Annotated in this window: 16 protein-coding genes; 2 read left to right on the top strand and 14 right to left on the bottom strand. The window is 39.4% G+C overall.

Annotated features, from left to right (window positions below; genetic code table 11):
- Positions 1 to 224 precede the first annotated feature (224 nt).
- Complete coding sequence (locus tag ABE099_RS00800) at positions 225 to 920, top strand: DUF1129 family protein (protein WP_430026678.1); 696 nt, start codon at positions 225 to 227, stop codon at positions 918 to 920.
- 270 nt (positions 921 to 1,190) lie between these two features.
- Here the strand turns inward: ABE099_RS00800 and ABE099_RS00795 are convergent, their stop codons facing one another.
- The 8 genes from ABE099_RS00795 to ABE099_RS00760 form a co-directional block, all read right to left on the bottom strand.
- Positions 1,191 to 2,411, bottom strand: coding sequence for an MFS transporter (locus ABE099_RS00795; protein ID WP_430026677.1), 1,221 nt, complete (start codon positions 2,409 to 2,411; stop codon positions 1,191 to 1,193).
- 76 nt (positions 2,412 to 2,487) lie between these two features.
- A complete protein-coding gene (locus ABE099_RS00790; RefSeq protein ID WP_430026676.1) occupies positions 2,488 to 3,096 on the bottom strand; it encodes a TetR/AcrR family transcriptional regulator in 609 nt (202 codons plus the stop codon).
- 273 nt (positions 3,097 to 3,369) lie between these two features.
- Positions 3,370 to 4,881, bottom strand: coding sequence for an erythromycin esterase family protein (locus ABE099_RS00785; RefSeq protein ID WP_430026675.1), 1,512 nt, complete (start codon positions 4,879 to 4,881; stop codon positions 3,370 to 3,372).
- A 44-nt stretch (positions 4,882 to 4,925) separates the two neighbouring features.
- Positions 4,926 to 5,690: a hypothetical protein gene (locus tag ABE099_RS00780; RefSeq protein WP_430026674.1), complete on the bottom strand. Its 765-nt coding sequence runs from the start codon at positions 5,688 to 5,690 to the stop codon at positions 4,926 to 4,928.
- A 1-nt stretch (position 5,691) separates the two neighbouring features.
- Positions 5,692 to 6,390: an ABC transporter ATP-binding protein gene (locus ABE099_RS00775; protein ID WP_430026673.1), complete on the bottom strand. Its 699-nt coding sequence runs from the start codon at positions 6,388 to 6,390 to the stop codon at positions 5,692 to 5,694.
- A 161-nt stretch (positions 6,391 to 6,551) separates the two neighbouring features.
- Positions 6,552 to 6,920: a GntR family transcriptional regulator gene (locus ABE099_RS00770; protein ID WP_430026672.1), complete on the bottom strand. Its 369-nt coding sequence runs from the start codon at positions 6,918 to 6,920 to the stop codon at positions 6,552 to 6,554.
- Positions 6,921 to 6,956: 36 nt separating this feature from the next.
- On the bottom strand, positions 6,957 to 7,706 hold the full coding sequence (locus ABE099_RS00765; RefSeq protein WP_430026671.1) for an ABC transporter permease: 750 nt from the start codon (positions 7,704 to 7,706) through the stop codon (positions 6,957 to 6,959).
- Entirely contained in the window at positions 7,699 to 8,769 is a 1,071-nt protein-coding gene (locus ABE099_RS00760; RefSeq protein WP_430026670.1) for an ABC transporter ATP-binding protein, read from the bottom strand. The genes ABE099_RS00765 and ABE099_RS00760 overlap by 8 nt, the downstream gene beginning before the upstream one ends.
- A 191-nt stretch (positions 8,770 to 8,960) precedes the next feature.
- On the opposite strand from ABE099_RS00760, the gene ABE099_RS00755 reads away from it, so the two are divergent.
- Positions 8,961 to 9,899 carry a DMT family transporter gene (locus ABE099_RS00755; RefSeq protein WP_430026669.1) on the top strand — a complete coding sequence of 313 codons (939 nt, stop codon included), beginning with the start codon at positions 8,961 to 8,963 and terminating at the stop codon, positions 9,897 to 9,899.
- Between the two features lie 199 nt (positions 9,900 to 10,098).
- On the opposite strand, the gene ilvA is transcribed toward ABE099_RS00755, so the two are convergent.
- The 6 genes from ilvA to purM form a co-directional block, all read right to left on the bottom strand.
- Positions 10,099 to 11,361, bottom strand: a complete 1,263-nt coding sequence (gene ilvA, locus ABE099_RS00750) for a threonine ammonia-lyase IlvA (RefSeq protein WP_430026668.1) — start codon at positions 11,359 to 11,361, stop codon at positions 10,099 to 10,101.
- Positions 11,362 to 11,430: 69 nt separating this feature from the next.
- Positions 11,431 to 12,363 carry a VOC family protein gene (locus ABE099_RS00745; protein WP_430026667.1) on the bottom strand — a complete coding sequence of 311 codons (933 nt, stop codon included), beginning with the start codon at positions 12,361 to 12,363 and terminating at the stop codon, positions 11,431 to 11,433.
- Between the two features lie 174 nt (positions 12,364 to 12,537).
- Positions 12,538 to 13,815, bottom strand: coding sequence for a phosphoribosylamine--glycine ligase (gene purD, locus ABE099_RS00740; RefSeq protein ID WP_430026807.1), 1,278 nt, complete (start codon positions 13,813 to 13,815; stop codon positions 12,538 to 12,540).
- A 76-nt stretch (positions 13,816 to 13,891) separates the two neighbouring features.
- Complete coding sequence (purH, locus tag ABE099_RS00735; RefSeq protein ID WP_430026666.1) at positions 13,892 to 15,439, bottom strand: bifunctional phosphoribosylaminoimidazolecarboxamide formyltransferase/IMP cyclohydrolase; 1,548 nt, start codon at positions 15,437 to 15,439, stop codon at positions 13,892 to 13,894.
- 182 nt (positions 15,440 to 15,621) lie between these two features.
- Positions 15,622 to 16,233, bottom strand: coding sequence for a phosphoribosylglycinamide formyltransferase (gene purN, locus ABE099_RS00730; protein ID WP_430026665.1), 612 nt, complete (start codon positions 16,231 to 16,233; stop codon positions 15,622 to 15,624).
- Positions 16,233 to 17,276 (bottom strand): phosphoribosylformylglycinamidine cyclo-ligase, encoded by a 1,044-nt coding sequence (gene purM / locus ABE099_RS00725; protein WP_430026664.1) that lies wholly within the window; start codon positions 17,274 to 17,276, stop codon positions 16,233 to 16,235. Before purM ends, purN begins: the two co-directional genes overlap by 1 nt.
- Positions 17,277 to 17,651 lie beyond the last annotated feature (375 nt).

Raw genomic sequence — 17,651 nt, 5'->3', positions numbered from 1 at the left:
CTATCTTGTATTTTGAACTGTACCTGTGTTGGAGTTGTCTGGTTCATCTTGATAGTCTTGTCTTGATAGTCTTGTCTTGATATGTCTTGTATTGAATCGTATTGTCGTATGTATTTACTTTCATTGGCTTGTATCCCCTTGTAACCTTGTAATGATATAAACCCTGCATTATACTACTGCTAGTGCAATAAGCCATAATAAAGTCAATTAGGAGCGAAGCCTGTATGTCTCAATCCATGTCCATGCAAGATAAGATCACATTAATCACAGAAAAAATGTCTCCAGAAAATGTCGAACAATTTAATACGATTTCTGAATATATTCGGAACGCAGAAAGCAGTGTTACACCGCAACGACGCGAGAGTTTAATTTTAAGCATTGGTAAAGAAATCGTAAAATATCAAGCCAAGGGTAAATTAGCCACAGATTTATACGGTACTCATTTTGAGCAATTTGCTAAAACATTACTAGCAGATGTTGAACAGCGTAAGCCTCGAACGCTAAAGGATAAAATCAAATTTTATTTAATGATCCCTTGGGCAGCATTAACTATTTTATTTGCAATGTATACTGGGATGGGTTTCTTAAATAAATGGCGAAATGATGGAGGTTTAATTTCGATTAGCACTTCATTTTTATTTATGATTTGTGGGATTTCCGTGTTGCTTATATTAGTGGTCACTAAATTTTTGGAGCAACCTGTGGAAGAAAATGAAGAGGGTGAGCTTGCTCAGACTCCAGCAATAAAGCCATTTAATCTAAAAGCTTTAGGAACCTACATCGGAATAGCAGTCATTTTTGCTGGCGTAGGTTACTACCTATCAGCATGGTTACCAACCTTTACCCTTACACCATGGGCATGTCTAATGATATTCCTTGTGGGACTTTTAGGCTTTCGTATTTTTTTCCGTTTTAAATAACTAACATAGGGTTCTTGCGATCATGTTAAAACCAGATTTCTTATTATTTTATGACAGCTTGATGGTTGAAATCTGGATTTAAGAGATGAACGTTTCACTTCTCCAGAATCCCCCTGTCCCTCCGCTGTTTGGAGTATTGTCAACCACTAATTTTAATGACATACACCTCAAAAAAAACCCCTAACTACTGCAAACTCTTTTCAGAATTTAAAGTAGCTAGGGGTATATTTTATATATCTCTTACATCTCTAACTAGGTTAAATCTCTATATTATCCGTTTTTCGCGCCGGCCTGAAGCTTAACCATCACTTTACGACTGTATAATGCTAACACAAAGCATAACAATAGGACTGTAGCCGCCACAACATAAGGTAAATTAATATCGATATCAAATAAACCTCCAGCGATAATTGGTCCAATAATGTTACCTAAGCTCGTATACGCTGAATTCATGCCCGCCACGAAACCTTGATTTTCTCCTGCCATTCTCGACATTTGTGTTCCGACAGCAGGTCTTAAAATATCGATTGCTAAAAATACGGTAAAAGTCACAGCGACAATCATCCAAAAACCACTTACAAATAAAGTTAAGCAAATAAATAAGCCAGCTACTAGTAGGCAGGTTGCAATTACCTTGTGCTCCCCGAATTTATTAAGCAACCAACTAAATATGGTAAGCTGCACTACGGCACCACTAATTGAGCCAAAAGTAATAACAAACGCAATATCTGTGGGAGTAAAACCAAATTTATGATCCACAAACAACCCAAACACAGTTTCATATTCAGCCAAACCAAACGCCATAACAAAAACGATCACAAGGCTAATAAAATAAGGTTCACGATACGAACGTATTAACTGAGAAAATAAGCTTTCACTTTCACGAGTTGTATTTGAATTTGCTCTAATCTCCTCTCTCTTTGCCACAGTAAGCGATTCAGGCAAAATAAAGATCGTAATTAAAGCAGCCACAATACCTGCTACACCTGCAAAATAAAACGGAACACGAATACCAAACTCCGCTATATATCCACCAATTCCAGGCCCAATAATAAAGCCTGTCGTAATTGCAGCGTTGATAAAGCCCATCCCTTGAGCACGCTCTTCCCCAGTCGTTATATCCGCAACATAGGCCATAACCGCGGGCATAATAAATGCCGCACCGGCTCCCCCAAGGAACCTTGCAATAAACAACAACCAAGCATCATTAGCTAATCCAAACACAAATTCGGAAAGTGCAAAAATGAGTAAACCGATAATCATCATCTTTTTACGACCAATTTGGTCAGATAATCGACCAGACCATGGGGACACCAAAAATTGCGTTAATGAAAAGGCCGCAACTAGCAAGCCAACAATTTGACCACTGATGTGAAGCTCATTCATAAAGCTTGGCATAATCGGAATCACTAACCCTATTCCCATAAATGCGATAAAAATATTAAGCATGAGGAGCAGTAATGCGCCTCGATTTCTACGAAGTAAAGACATAAATTTCTATTCCCCCATTAATAAATTGCTAATTGGACTGACTAGACGGTCTACTTAAACTTAAAAAGAAACGCCGTTAAGAAGCTCCGGCGCGAATTCCATTTAATAATACAGACAAAGCTTGCCTATATTGCTGCTGCAATTGAGAAAGCGACATATTAGCCCTTGTCATTTCGTTCACCTTACCAATCCCTTCAAGCATCGCAGTAATTAATACCACATAATACTCAACCTCGTTAGGCGGAAAGTATTTTTCCTCCAGCGCTTCTTCAACGAGCTCACGACAAGCCTGTGAACCTAAATAACAAATTTCGAATAGACGTTGTTTAACATCTTCACTTATTTCTCGTCCACGTTCGAAATTTTCGATTTCACGAAGCAATGGATTTTGAAAATCACTAGCATAATATTGAGCAAATCCAAACCACTTTTCTTCAATGTTTGCAAAGCTGGTTTTCATTTGATTCCATTCATCAAGCCAACGCAACGTGTCATCCTTAATGACATAAAGGAATAGCTCCTCTTTGCTTGGGAAATGGTGATATAGACTCCCCTTGCTGACCTTTGCAGCTTCACATACCTCGTTCATCGTAAAGATACTATAGCCCTTTTGAATCACTAACTGAGAAGTTTTATCCAAAATTCTTCGCTTTGTTTCTTCTCCATCTGAACGTACCCGGTTCATACATACGCCCCCATAACTAGACCAATTGGTCCAATTATAACACAATATTTTTAATAGTGGAACATCCAATATCTACGATCTAAACTTTTCATATCTAATTTTATATTTATTTCTAGCGATAGCGTCCGCATTTAAAGTCCCACTTTTATCACTTCAAGATAAGTTATATAAAAAAGTAGGACTTTAACAGCGGTTGAAACCACTCTCTGCTACGTAGCCTCCCACCCCAAAGATTGTCAAGGACTGATTATTATATTGCGCCATATTATCTACCTATTTATGATCACTTTCAGCATTTTCTTTAAGCGGGGTAGGTGCTGAAACCTGATTTACAACAATAATCCCATCAAATTGTTCCTTTGGTACAAATCGCATCACATTTGAACTAATGACCTCAGCCGTTAACCCATCCTCAGATGCATAAATCGGCTCAAACATCCAAGCATTAAGTGCATCCTTTTGCTTATGTGCAGACAAATCTACAAATGTATTGTCATATCCACTTTGCATCATCGTATGTTCAAGACTACCCGTAGGACGAGGCTCAATCTTAAATGGCGTCATGGAAGTAATCGCAACGCTAGCTCCCTGATTCATAAAAAGCCCAACCACATACAATTGATCTTGAAGTTGATTATGCAATCGTTCTCCCAAACTGTTAAAGCTAGTGGTCCATTTTCCTTGCTCCAATATTTCGCCTTTAGATGTATTTTTAGATAAATGATCGTTATGTGCCCATAGTATGAATTTTTTGTCCTTATAAACGGTGTTCATTAAATATTGGAGATTGTTGAACATTAATTGATCACGGAATTCATAAGACGGCTTATCTTCTAAAGTGATCATACGTAAAAAGGAAATACGGTCATACATCGATCGAATCATGATATTAATCATATGTGGATTATCAGGATACAAGGCAGATAACTGCTTATGGTGATCCTTCATAAATTTAATACTTTTTTTGTACTCTGGTACATATTTGTTAATTAACTTTTTAGCTTCCTTAATGTAAGCTTGCTTATTTGAACTTTGCTCTAACGCACCGTTTTTATTAAGAATTGCATATAGCTCTTGTATAGCCTGCAAGTCCGTATCCATATAACTCTTTGCTTGCTGCTCATCCACCTTAGCTATGGTCTTACTAATAATATTAGTTAAAACGTAACTAGTAAATTGCATATCATAACCTGCTAAGTACAACGGATGATCGCCTTTAGCTTGCTCCTTGATATACTGGAACAACTCCAAAGTTTCTTCTGAATGCCATACAGGGAAAATAGAGCTACCCATCATTACATCTGCATCTAGCTGAGTGGCATTTTCAGATACAACCGCAGCATCTGCCATGCCCGATTCAAATGCAATAACATCATAACCAAGCTCCTCATGGAGGTACTTAATCATCGCAACCTTCACACTGCTATATTCCTTCACACGATGAAAGTTTTCTCCAAGGCTTACAACTCTTTTATCTTGCAAAATCGGCTTGAGAAAGCTAAAATCAACCGCTTCGTTAGCCTCAGTTATTGGAATGGGATGGGCATTTTTCTGCCACCATTCTGATGAAGCTTTGTCTTTATCTTGTGACGTCTGTTGTGCTTTTCCTAGTTCTTGTGTAGCTTGTGAAGTAGCTTGTTGTGTGACTTGGTTCTGATCTTGTGCTCCCTGTAGCTGATCCCTTGGGCTTGCAGAAACAACCAAAGGTGAAGACAGCAACGAAATACTTAAAATAGAACAAACAATAATTTTACTACTTATCCATTTGGAATTACTAAAAATCATAATTTAATAATCTCCTTTTCTGTTTCTCACCTCAACGTTCCTGATTAAATCTGCTCCTTGTGGCGAAGTAACCAAGATGTCGCATACAACATGCCAGCTATGAAGAAAAATTCTATAATAACCGAAGCCAAGCTTCCACTAAATTGACCATCAATAGTAAACACAGCGCGAGTGGTAGTACCTACTAGTTCAGAATCTCTTATAAAAAGGAATGGGGAGTCACTATCAAGTCCTAAGGCAGAAAGAATCATCATTTCTAATTTGTACAAAATGATTTGAATCACGAAAAATGCACCAATCCCTACCCATACACCGACTTTTCCTTTCATACTTGCTGCGATTGTAGTTGATAACACAATAGCGCAATACAAAAAGGTAAAAAATAAAATAAATTGTATTCCAATCGATACGCCACCCGAAAATGATATAGAAATGGAATTAAACACTCGGCTTAAGTCGCCAACATAGCTTAAATATATTAGAGTATGGATAAGCATAATAATTAGCAATACAAACTCAGCAGCGAGTCCTAATATTAAGCTAGATATCACATGCCAGATCGGTCTTTTTGGCACAAGTCTTCGGCTGTATGACTTAATATTTTTGCGATACGTATTCACACTCATAATCCCTAGCATCGCCCCAGTTAGCGCATATAACATCATGATAAGAAATACGATAATCACATCATCCCAATGACGTGTATTTCCGATGATTGTCACTGCACCCTGCAAAATGATAAGTAATGCAAATAGACTCGCAAATGTATTTAGATTACGTTTAAGGTCATATTTCAATAGCTTAAGCATTTTATGCAAATACCTCCTTGAACATATCATCCACACTTTTACCATGCTTAAGTCGTAAGCTCTCTACTTCCTCTTGCATGACAATACTGCCTTCACGAATAAATACAACCTCATCAAAAATCCGCTCAATATCCTTCACTAAATGTGTGGAAATAATCATGCTACTCTCTTCGTTATAAAACTCAAGGATCGCATCCAAAATCTTGTCCCTAGCGATCGGGTCAACGCCACCAATGGGTTCATCAAGCAAATATAGCTTCGCATCTCTAGACATCGCCAACGTAAGTTGTAAACGCTCATTCATCCCTTTAGATAGTGTACTCACCTTATCCATTAAATTTAAATTCATGAATTCAAGCATATTGGCTGCCTTTTCTTTATTAAAATCCTCATAAAAATCGTCGTAAAATGCGATGGCATCCTTTACTCTCATCCACGGTTCTGTTAACGGGTGGTCAGGCATAAATGAAATGCTTGATTTGGTTTCTAGCCCTACCTTAACTCCATTTGCATAAGCAGACCCGTTGGAAGGTTGAATCAGACCTGCTACTATTTTCATAAGCGTGCTTTTCCCGCTGCCATTTGTACCAAGCAGTCCAACAATTTTACCTGCTCCAATGCCTAAGTTGACGTCAGATAAGGCGTTTTTGCCCCGATACTTTTTGCTTATATTTTTTAGCTCTAACAAATGCTCTGCCATTTTTATCCCCCTCTTCAGAGAATCCTTCATTTCTCATTTTTCCTAATAAATTAATGGTTCAATTTTTCAGTTTTTCAATAGTCGAATCTTTGCGAGTTTATCCCGCATTTCTGTTTGTAGCAATCTCATCAGTACCTATCTCTGACCGACACTATCTTCTCTTAACGATCCTCCGCCGTACTTTCTGAAACAAGCTTCACAATCTCTTGCTCCGAAAAGCCCAAGTCCTTCATGCCATGAATAAAACCCTCTAACAATTCACTCGCCATTTCTTTTTTAATATTCATGATTTTATCTTCCTCACTTGTTACATATCTTCCTAATCCTCTTCTTGTCTCCACAATTTGCTCACGCTCCAACTCCTGAAATGTTCGCTGAATCGTATTTGGATTAATTTGTAGCTCTACTGCTAACTCTCTAACAGAAGGAATTTTATCTCCGGCTTTTAAGGTGCCCGTTACAATATCTCGTTTAATTTTGTTCATAATTTGCAAATAAATCGGTAGGTTATTATCAAATTCCATACTCACAATGCAGCTTGCTCCTTTCCTTGTGTAATGCTCCCATTACGAAACATCACGTTTTTTAAACGTAACAAAGCTTGCAGCAAGAAACAAGACAAGATATACAAATATTATTAATAAGGAGAAATTCAGTGACATCCCAGCAAAAACGGGTCTGGCGCCTTCTTTATACATACTTAAATCTAAGTTCGTCAGGATAAAAAATTTAGAGATTTCATATTTGGACAATAGGAGTAAAAATAAACCTTCGAAAGCAATTAAAGAAATACCTAACCCTATCGTAGCTGCTGAAGAGCGTGTTAAAATGCCGACCATAAAGGCGATTGTCGTATAAACTAATGTATAGACTAACGCATAACCTATCGTACTTCCGAGTGTACTCCATTGTACTGAACTTGTATTATAGTTTGTAAATAGAAATGCCGATGCCAACGTTAAGCCAAATGCAAATGCATATATAGAAAACATATAAAGCAACACAGTGACATATTTTGAAGCTAAAATTTTGGTACGACTTTGCGTGCGAATTAACAAAAATTTAATCGTGCCAGAGCTATATTCTGACGCCACAATGCCTGCAGTCCCAATAATAGTTAACATCGTTAAAAACGTGCCAAAGGTTTGTTTTGAAAAGGCACTACTCATATAAAAATGAAAATCAAGCTGTTTGCCCACTATAAAATAAGACACAATGCCTACAATGACAGTCACTATCGCATATGGAATAAAGAAGCTACGCTTTTTAAATAATTTGAGCCATTCATTAATGACTAAGTTGTTAAAATTAGACATGCATCTCACCTCCAGTCCATTTCAGGAACTCATCTTCCAACGTTTCCCGACTTTCTTGAATTCGATAAATGCCAATCCCTTGCGCCGCAAGCAAATGAACAAGCTTAGGAATTTCAGCATCTTGCATTTGAATCATGAGTTCACCATGCTCTGGGTCAACCTGTAGCACTGTCATATTTTGAGCACAATCAATTAATGTTTTTGTATTTACTAACTGATCTACACGTAAGCTTAGCTTAACATCTTCCCTTACTTGAGCTGCTTCACCTAACTGCTTCACCGTAACCAGCTTTCCTTGCTGAATTACAACAACCTCATTACACATAAGTTCGATTTCTGACAAAAGGTGGCTGGAGACTAACACCGCAAGTCCTTCTTCCTTTGCCGCTTTTTTCAAATAGTCTCTCATTTCACGAATTCCAGCAGGATCTAAACCATTCGTAGGTTCATCCAAAATAAGAATAGACGGTTTATGGAGTAAAGCTTGGGCAATTCCCAACCGCTGGCGCATTCCCAAGGAATACGTCTTTACTTTCTTATGCATCGCATCCTCAAGTCCCATTAATTTCAAAACTTCCTTGATTCTTAACTCTGTCACCCCTGGACTCATGCGCTGATATTGCTTCAAATTATCATACCCTGACATATAGCTATAAAACTCAGGATTTTCAATAATTCCTCCAACATAAGAAATTGCTTTTAAAAATGAGTTCCGTACACTATGACCATGAATGCGTACATCCCCTTCAGTCATTCCAATTAAACCAGCCATCATTCGAATCGTCGTTGTTTTCCCCGCCCCATTTGGACCTAACAAACCAACAATCTGTCCCTTCCTGATCTGAAAAGTCAAACGATCCACAATTTTACGTTTCCCAATTTGCTTCGATAACTGATCCACTTCAAGCACGATATCTGCATGATTAGCATGATGATGATCATTTACATTATTAACATTATTAATATCAATAGCACCATTTCGATGTCCATCATTGGCATTATTCACAAGCTTCAAATGGTTTGAATCACTTGATAACTTCCCAAACTCTAACTGTTTTTTCATACCTTCACCTCATTAGTATTACTGTTATAGTTAGATAGTACACTAGTATGTTGATATTGTAAAGTGAATAACATAAAAAAATCAATATTCAGGTGAAGAAAATTAAAGTATACTGTTTAAGGAAAATGAAGAGCGCATCTTATCACTCTACACTTCCACACACTATATTGCTTAAAGGATGCGTATGAAAGTTGAATGCTAACAAAGCTAGTTTACTTGTATTGCTCGTAACACTTGGATGGGGATCGTCCTACTTATTTATGAAGATGGGACTAGAATCTATGGGTGAATTTAACCTCATTGCTCTACGGTTTAGTCTCGCTTTTCTAATTGCTAGTGTTGTCTTCTGGAGACGTCTCAGACTACATTTTAACAAGCAAACGCTCCGGTATAGCGCATTACTAGGAATGATCTTATTTGGCGTCGTAGCCACTATTTTATTTGGTTTAAAGACAACTAGCACCTCCAATGCAGGTTTTTTAGTAGGCCTTACCGTTATTTTTACACCTCTCTTAAATAGGATTATGTTTCATAAGAAATTAGAGCAAAGTAAACTATTTGGTGTTGTATTAGCCATTGCTGGTATTGCACTGCTTACCTTAAACAATGAGTTAAGCATGCATCCCGGTGACATTTTATGTATCGCTGGTGGGATACTTAATGCGTTGTATATTTTAGTATCGGGGGAAGTGGTGAAGAAGACAGATTCGATTTCTGTAGGGCTTTTATCATTAGGCTTTACAGCGATTTACGGGCTTATCTTCTCATTGCTATTTGAGTCTCCAACCTTACCTCAGACATTGGATGGGTGGGTGGCTATATTAGCGCTCAGTGTCATATGTGGTGCGTTTTGCTTTATCGCTCAATCTATAGCATTACAATATATTAAGCCTGTTCAGCTTGGGATTATGTACGCCTTAGAGCCGTTATTTGCCGCAATATTTGCTTATAGCTTTGCTGGTGAGCGATTAACGCTACAAGGCTATTTCGGAGCATTACTCGTTATAACAGGGATATTAGCTTCAGAGTGGTTTGAACATAGAAAGAAACATAGGAAGGCAAAAACATATGTTATGGCTCCTTCCAACCTAGGTTCTGCAACTGTAGTCACAGGCGTAAAAAATGAATAATAAATGGTTTTAACTTACCTATTAATTAAAAAAACCAATACGACTGTCTTATCTAAAGGGACTGACCCCATAATAAGCTGTCTGTATTGGTTTTTTGTTACATCAGTACTTGACATTAACCCAAACTAGCGAAGAGACAGGGAGATTCTAAAGATTGTCTCTTAAAATCAAATTTTATAAGCAGAACCTTTAATTTCAACTAAATTAATAAGTTAAATAAGTTCAAGTCACGGTTCAGCTCTGTATAAGCAACACCGTATTTCTCCATTCGCTTAATTAGCGCAGCATAGTCATCCTTACATGAAAGCTCAATGCCAACCAGTGCAGGACCATTTTCCTTATTGTGCTTTTTCGTATATTCAAACCTTGCAATATCATCGTTAGGACCAAGCACCTTCTCCAAAAACTCACGAAGCGCCCCTGCACGTTGTGGGAAATTAACGACAAAATAATGTTTAAGCCCCTCGTAAATAAGAGAACGCTCCTTCATTTCCTGCATCCGATCGATGTCGTTATTGCCTCCACTAATGACGCATACGACTGTTTTACCTTCGATCTGCTCCTTAAATTGGTCTAGCGCAGAGACAGGCAATGCACCCGCAGGCTCAACAACGATCGCACTATCATTATACAATTCCAAAATCGTTGTACATGCTTTTCCTTCAGGTACAGTCACAACTTCATCTAATGTTTCCTTGCAAATTTCGTAATTCAACTGTCCTACACGCTTAACAGCCGCACCATCAACAAACTTATCTATTTGATCAAGGGTAACTACCTGTTTCTGTTTCAAAGCTTCCGTCATGGAAGCCGCACCTTCAGGCTCTACACCAATTACTTTGGTTGAAGGACTCATTGTTTTCATGTAACGTCCAACACCAGAAGCTAGTCCACCCCCGCCAATCGTCACAAATACATAATCCGCCGAACCTTCTAAGCTCTCCATAACTTCCATCGCAATCGTGCCGTTGCCCGCCACAATTTTAGGATCGTCAAACGGATGAATAAAGGCTTTGCCCCCTTCATCACACGCCTTCATCGCCTCCGCATAAGCATCATCAAACGTATCTCCAGTTAAAATCACTTCTACATTTTGCTGACCAAAACGTTTTACCTGCTTCACCTTTTGATTAGGAGTTGTACTTGGCATATAAATTGCTCCCTGAATACCAAGAGCATGACAGGATAATGCAACACCTTGGGCATGATTTCCCGCGCTCGCACATACAATGCCTTTTGCCAATTCTTCTGGCGTTAGACTCCGAATCATGTTGTATGCCCCTCTAATTTTAAAGGAACGTACCACCTGCAAATCCTCACGCTTTAAATACACTTTACAGTTATATTTTGCTGACAACGTCGCATCCAATTGCAAGGGAGTACGCTTTACAACCTCTTTAAGCACATGATGTGCCTTAATGATATCTTCCATTCCTACCGTAACATGTCCAGTCTGACTCATCTTCTCTGACTCCCTCACTTTTTATGCTGTATATGATTTATTGCTATATTGCCCATACTGTACAGTCAATTATAATTCCTTAAGTACAAAGGGATGAAGCCTCCTTACAATCGAGGCTCTCTTTATTTCTAGCTCTTCAGGTAACATAAGTTCCTTCCCTAGGTCACCAACCTCTTGATCACAGGTAAAGCCTGGTTGCTCTGAGGCAATTTGAAACAACAAACCACCTGGCTCCCTAAAGTACATCGCTTTAAAATAAACCTGATCCTCAATGCCAGTGTATTGCAAATGATTATGCTCAATCATAGCACAAAAATCCTCTTGCTCATATTGATTACTTGCTCGCCATGCCAAATGATGAACAACACCTGCCCCAAATCTACCCGCAGGCATGTTTTCCACATTGAGATCGATCACATTTCCTAATTCACCTTCTGCATAAAAACGAATAACCCCTTCTTCCTCGCCAATTAGCTGCAAGCCTAAAATCGAGGTTAACACTTCACTTGTTGCTTCACTATTTTTACTAAACAGCATCACGCCACCTAAGCCTTTAATGGCATGCTCCTGTGGAATACCACTAGTAGACCACCAGCTCACTGGACCTTGCTCACGTTCAACGATCTCAATAATAAGTCCAGAATTATCTGTAAAGGTAATATATTGCTCGCCAAAGCGTGTATTTTCCATGATTTTAATTTCAAACGATGCTAACCGCTTTCGCCAAAACAACAAACTACCAACAGGGACAGCAAAAACGGTCATCCCAACCTGTCCACCACCTAACATGCCTTGGGTGACCTGCTCCTGTGGCAAAAAACTAATGATCGTACCCGGACTACCTTCCTCATTCCCAAAAAATAAATGATACACATCAGGTGCATCATAATGAACCGTCCGCTTCACAAGTCTTAATCCAAGCATCCCTGCGTAAAAATCTACCGTTTCCTGAACATCATTCACCATTGCAGTAATATGATGTATTCCTAATGTAACTGGCACTTCCCTTTTCCCCCTGACTAACACAACTACTTTTATTATAAGGGAGTTTTGTGGAGATGTTAAACGGAGAAATAAAGCGGATGGAAAAAAACTACTATAACCACATAGCCTAAAAACAGCAAAATGTGATTATAAGTAGTCTTAGTCTTTTCCTTACTTTCTCTTCTTTTCCTTTTACACCAACGCCTTCAACGCAATATCACTACGCTGGTGCTTGCCCTCAAAGTTAATTTCCTTGGCAATCTGATACGCCTGCTCGCGTGCGGCTGTGATGTCCACACCTAATCCTACGACGCCTAGCACGCGTCCACCGTTAGTTACAAACTCACCCACATCATTTTTAGCTGTACCCGCGTGGAACACTAAACTAGCTGGATAAGCTTCCTTTACAGCTTCGAGTCCTTTAATCGGAACACCTGTTGGATAGGAAGCAGGGTAACCACCTGAGGCTAATACGACGCACACTGCGGCTTCTTTACTCCATTTAATTTCAACCTGATCTAATGTACCATTGATGGCAGCTAAGAAAATATCTACTAAGTCACTTTGTAATCTTGGCAAAACAACCTGTGTTTCTGGATCACCAAAACGCGCATTAAATTCAATCGTTTTAGGTGTGCCATCTGGCGAGATCATCAGACCAGCAAATAGTACTCCTCTAAATGGTCGACCTTCTGCAACCATTGCTTTTGCTGTAGGCTCGATAATGGTCTTAACTGCTTCTTCAATAATGAAATCGGAAATGTGCGGAAGTGGGGAATATGTCCCCATCCCTCCTGTATTTGGACCTTTATCCTCGTCATACACTTGCTTGTGGTCTTGCGCCGCTACCATGGGACGAACCGTTTCCCCATCCACAAAGGCTAAGATGGACATTTCTTGTCCCTCTAAAAACTCTTCGATCACGACTTGACTTCCAGACTCACCAAATACTTTATCAATCATAATATTGGATAAGGCTTGTTCAGCTTCCTCCATTGTAAAAGCGACCGTAACTCCTTTGCCCGCTGCCAAACCATCTGCTTTAATGACAACTGGCACAGGTCTTGTACGTAAATAAGCTAAAGCTTCCTCATACTGGTCGAACTTTTCATAAGCTGCCGTTGGAATGTTGTATTTCTTCAATAAATCCTTCATAAAGGTTTTGCTACCTTCAATATAAGCTGCATTTTTGCGAGGACCAAACACAGGAATACCTGCGGCCTCAAAGTGGTCTACAATCCCTTCAACTAAAGGATCATCGGGACCAATTACAACTAAGCCAATCCTTTTTTCTTGTGCAAATTCCACAAGCTTATCAAACTCTTTTACTTGAATTGGAACCAAGGTAGCAACTTCCGCGATTCCTGCATTTCCCGGTGCACAATAAATCGTATTTGCTTTAGGGCTCTTAGATAAAGCCCAGCAGATCGCATGTTCACGTCCACCGCCACCAACCACCAAAATATCCATAAGCGCCTCCTTATGATCAATCATACCTGCGAAAAAAGGCGCTAATAAGCGCCTTCCTGCCTGCCTACAGGTTAGCTTAATGCTTGAAATGTCTCACGCCTGTGAACACCATAGCAATCCCATGCTGATTAGCCATCGCAATCGATTCTTCATCCTTAATGGAGCCACCCGGTTGAATAATCGCAGTAATTCCTGCTTTTGCCGCCGCTTCCACCGTGTCACTCATTGGGAAAAAGGCATCGGAAGCCATTACACTTCCTGTAGCTTCTGCTCCAGCTTGCTCGATCGCAATTTTCGCTGCACCTACACGGTTCATTTGTCCTGCGCCAACACCGATGGTCATATTGTTTTTAGCTAATAAAATCGCATTTGATTTGACATGCTTCACTATTTTCCATCCAAATAAAAGCTGCTTCAACTCTTCCTCAGTCGGCTGACGATCGGTAACAACCTTTAAATCTTCCGCTTGAATCGAATGAATGTCGTTTTCTTGTACAATCATGCCACCATCGATTGAAGTCACAACAAATTGCGACTGACGATCCACTCCTGCTTGTAAATTTCCCATTTCAAGTAGACGAATATTTTTCTTTTTGGTTAAGACTGCTAATGCTTCCTCCGTAAAACCTGGTGCGATGACAATTTCCAAAAAAATATCTTTAAGCAAGTTTGCAGTATCTTCATCCACAATACGGTTTGCCGCTACGATACCACCAAAAATAGAGACAGGATCAGCAGCATATGCTTTTTCAAAAGCTTCTAATACACTTGCACCAACACCTACACCACATGGATTCATGTGCTTAACTGCAACTACAGCAGGCTCTGTAAATTCCTTCACGATTTGAAGCGCCGCATTTGCATCATTAATGTTGTTGTAAGACAACTCCTTACCGTGTAATTGCTTCGCATTGCTAAGTGTATCTTGTGCCGCTAACGGCTTACGATAAAATGCCGCTTTTTGGTGAGGGTTTTCACCATAACGCAAATCTTGTATTTTTTCATACGTAACTGTGTAACGTTCAGGTAGGGGATCACCGTTAACTTGTGACAAATAATCAGAGATTAATGCATCATAAGAGGCAGTATGACGGAACACCTTTGCCGCTAATGCTTTACGTGTATTTAAAGTCGTATCGCCGTCCGCTTTGATTTCCTCAAGCACCTTGCCATAATCTGCCGCATCCACCACAACACTAACAAAAGCATGGTTTTTAGCCGCAGAACGCAACATCGTTGGCCCACCAATATCAATATTTTCAATCGCATCCTCATAGGCTACGCCCGGTTTTGCAATTGTTTCTTGGAAAGGGTACAGGTTAACAACAACTAGATCGATGTAATCAAGCCCTAGCTCCTTCATCTGATTTTGATGCTCTTCGCTATCTCGAATGGCAAGTAGTCCACTATGAACCGCAGGGTGTAGCGTTTTAACACGACCATCTAAAATTTCAGGAAAACCTGTAACATCAGAAATGCCGATCACAGGCACGCCTTCTTTTGCAAGCAAGTTTTTTGTTCCTCCTGTAGAAATGACCTCTACACCTAGTTCTGCTAGACCACGACAAAATTCAACGATACCTGTTTTATCTGATACACTTACTAATGCTCTTTTGATTGCCACGCGACAAACGCCTCCCTAAAAAATCTAATTTAATCTATTATTTTGATTTAAAATGATTTATTTCCCGAGAAATATCGAAATGGACTACTTTTTGCTCTCATAAATACTTATCACTGCGAAATCAGTTGCAACGATAGACAAATTCACTGTTTTAATACTATTTTATGGCGTTAACTACTCACTTATTTTATCGTGACTTTACGCCCATCCAAGGTTACTCGTCCATCCGCAAACCATGACACCACTTTAGGATACAATGTCGTTTCAATGCTACGAATTTTTGATTCCAATGACGGCAACGTATCTTCGTCTTCAATCACAACCGCCTCTTGGGCAATAATCGCTCCAGTATCCATCCCGCCATCAACAAAATGAACAGTCACTCCGGTTAGCTTCACACCATAATCAAATGCTTGTCCAATTGCATTTAGCCCTGGAAAAGAAGGCAACAAGGATGGGTGAATGTTAATCATTTTCCCTGCATAACGCTCTACTAACACAGGGGTCACTAAGAGCATATATCCCGCTAAAACAATTAAATCAATCTCTCTACGCTCAAGCTCCGCCACAATTTCTAATTCATATTCACTACGATCTTTATAATCCTTTGGATTAAAAACAAAGCTATCTATATTTGCTTGGCGTGCTCGCTCCACTACGCGTGAATTTGGTTTATTGCTAACTAGCAAGCTTACCTCGCCGCGAATATTACCCTCTACCACAGCATTCACAATGTTTTGAAAATTACTGCCACTTCCTGAAGCAAACACGGCAATTTTGTAACGAGAACCCATTATATTTCAATCCCTGTGAAGGACACTTCACGATTTCCTTCTGTCACTTTGCCGATCACATATGGCGTTTCACCCGCATTAGTTAACACTTCAAGCGCTTTATCTACTTCATTTTCAGCGACGACAATAACAAGTCCAATTCCCATATTAAAGGTCGTAAACATATCCTTGTTGCTTACATTTCCCTTTTGTTGAAGTAAAGAGAAAATAGGTAGAATTGGCCATGTGCCATAGTCTACATTAACATTTACACCCTGGGGCAATACCCGTGGTATATTTTCGATAAAACCGCCACCTGTAATATGTGCCATCCCTTTTACGTTTACCTGCTCAAGCAAAGCCAAAACTGGCTTCACATATAGCTTCGTAGGTGTTAATAACACTTCACCTAATACTTCATTGTTAAGCTCTGGAATAGTATCGTGTAAGCTATAGCCATGATCCTCAAGCAACGTTTTACGAACAAGGGAAAATCCATTACTATGCACACCACTTGCAGCAAGCCCAATAACAACATCACCAGCACTAATTGTACTGCCATTCACGATTTTACTTTTATCAACTACACCTACTGTAAAGCCCGCAATATCATATTCCCCTTCGGCATACATGCCTGGCATTTCAGCAGTTTCGCCACCAATTAAGGCACAACCCGACTCTTGGCATCCGTCAGCGATCCCAGCTACGATAGCTTCAATTTTCGCAGGAATTACTTTATCGCAAGCTAGATAATCGAGGAAAAATAAAGGTTCAGCCCCTTGCACTACGATATCATTTACACACATCGCAACAGCATCAATGCCAATCGTATCGTGCTTATCCATCGCAAAAGCGATTTTCAGCTTTGTTCCTACTCCATCGGTTCCCGATACAAGTACAGGCTCTTCGTACTTTTTGTTGTTTAGTCCAAATAAAGCACCAAAGCCTCCTAAATCTGTCATGACCTCAGGTCTAAATGTCCGTTTGACATGGCTTTTCATCCGTTCTACAGCTTCATTTCCTGCTGCAATATCTACCCCGGCATTTTTATACGCTTCTGACACGAAAGGCACGCTCCTTTAGTTGGTTGAAAGTATTATCGAGACTTGATTAAAATGAGTGCTTACTACTGATAAGGAAGATGTTAGTAATCAGTACCTGACAATTTTTGTTGTACGTTGCTACGGTGCAGAGAGTGGCTTCAACCGCTGTTACGCTCCCATTTTCTTTTTAACAACTATTAAATTGATGAAAATGTGATCTTAAAGGCGGACGCTCTCGCTTCTCCACCATCTCTCTGCCCCTTCGCTAAGTTAGCTTATTTTCATGTACTTATTTTAATTAATCTTCTTATCCATTCAGATAAAAACCACTCATTTTAAATTCAAGTCTCTGTTACACTGATTGTGCTGTTATTATGCTTGATGGCAGTGAGTGTC

The sequence above is a fragment of the Paenibacillus turicensis genome (assembly GCF_050461185.1).
GTDB lineage: Bacteria > Bacillota > Bacilli > Paenibacillales > Paenibacillaceae > Fontibacillus > Fontibacillus turicensis_A.
Note: the sequence above shows the minus strand (reverse complement) of the source record. Positions and strands in the feature narration are given on the sequence as shown.

Coding starts and splice junctions, on each gene's coding strand:
- purD (WP_430026807.1), bottom strand. CDS start 13,815: ATGGATATTTTGGTGGTTGGTGGCGGTGGACGTGAACATGCGATCTGC.
- ABE099_RS00765 (WP_430026671.1), bottom strand. CDS start 7,706: ATGTCTAATTTTAACAACTTAGTCATTAATGAATGGCTCAAATTATTT.
- ABE099_RS00780 (WP_430026674.1), bottom strand. CDS start 5,690: ATGCTTAAGCTATTGAAATATGACCTTAAACGTAATCTAAATACATTT.
- ABE099_RS00785 (WP_430026675.1), bottom strand. CDS start 4,881: ATGATTTTTAGTAATTCCAAATGGATAAGTAGTAAAATTATTGTTTGT.
- ABE099_RS00775 (WP_430026673.1), bottom strand. CDS start 6,390: ATGGCAGAGCATTTGTTAGAGCTAAAAAATATAAGCAAAAAGTATCGG.
- purN (WP_430026665.1), bottom strand. CDS start 16,233: ATGGGTTCTCGTTACAAAATTGCCGTGTTTGCTTCAGGAAGTGGCAGT.
- ABE099_RS00760 (WP_430026670.1), bottom strand. CDS start 8,769: ATGAAAAAACAGTTAGAGTTTGGGAAGTTATCAAGTGATTCAAACCAT.
- ABE099_RS00790 (WP_430026676.1), bottom strand. CDS start 3,096: ATGAACCGGGTACGTTCAGATGGAGAAGAAACAAAGCGAAGAATTTTG.
- ABE099_RS00795 (WP_430026677.1), bottom strand. CDS start 2,411: ATGTCTTTACTTCGTAGAAATCGAGGCGCATTACTGCTCCTCATGCTT.
- ilvA (WP_430026668.1), bottom strand. CDS start 11,361: ATGAGTCAGACTGGACATGTTACGGTAGGAATGGAAGATATCATTAAG.
- ABE099_RS00800 (WP_430026678.1), top strand. CDS start 225: ATGTCTCAATCCATGTCCATGCAAGATAAGATCACATTAATCACAGAA.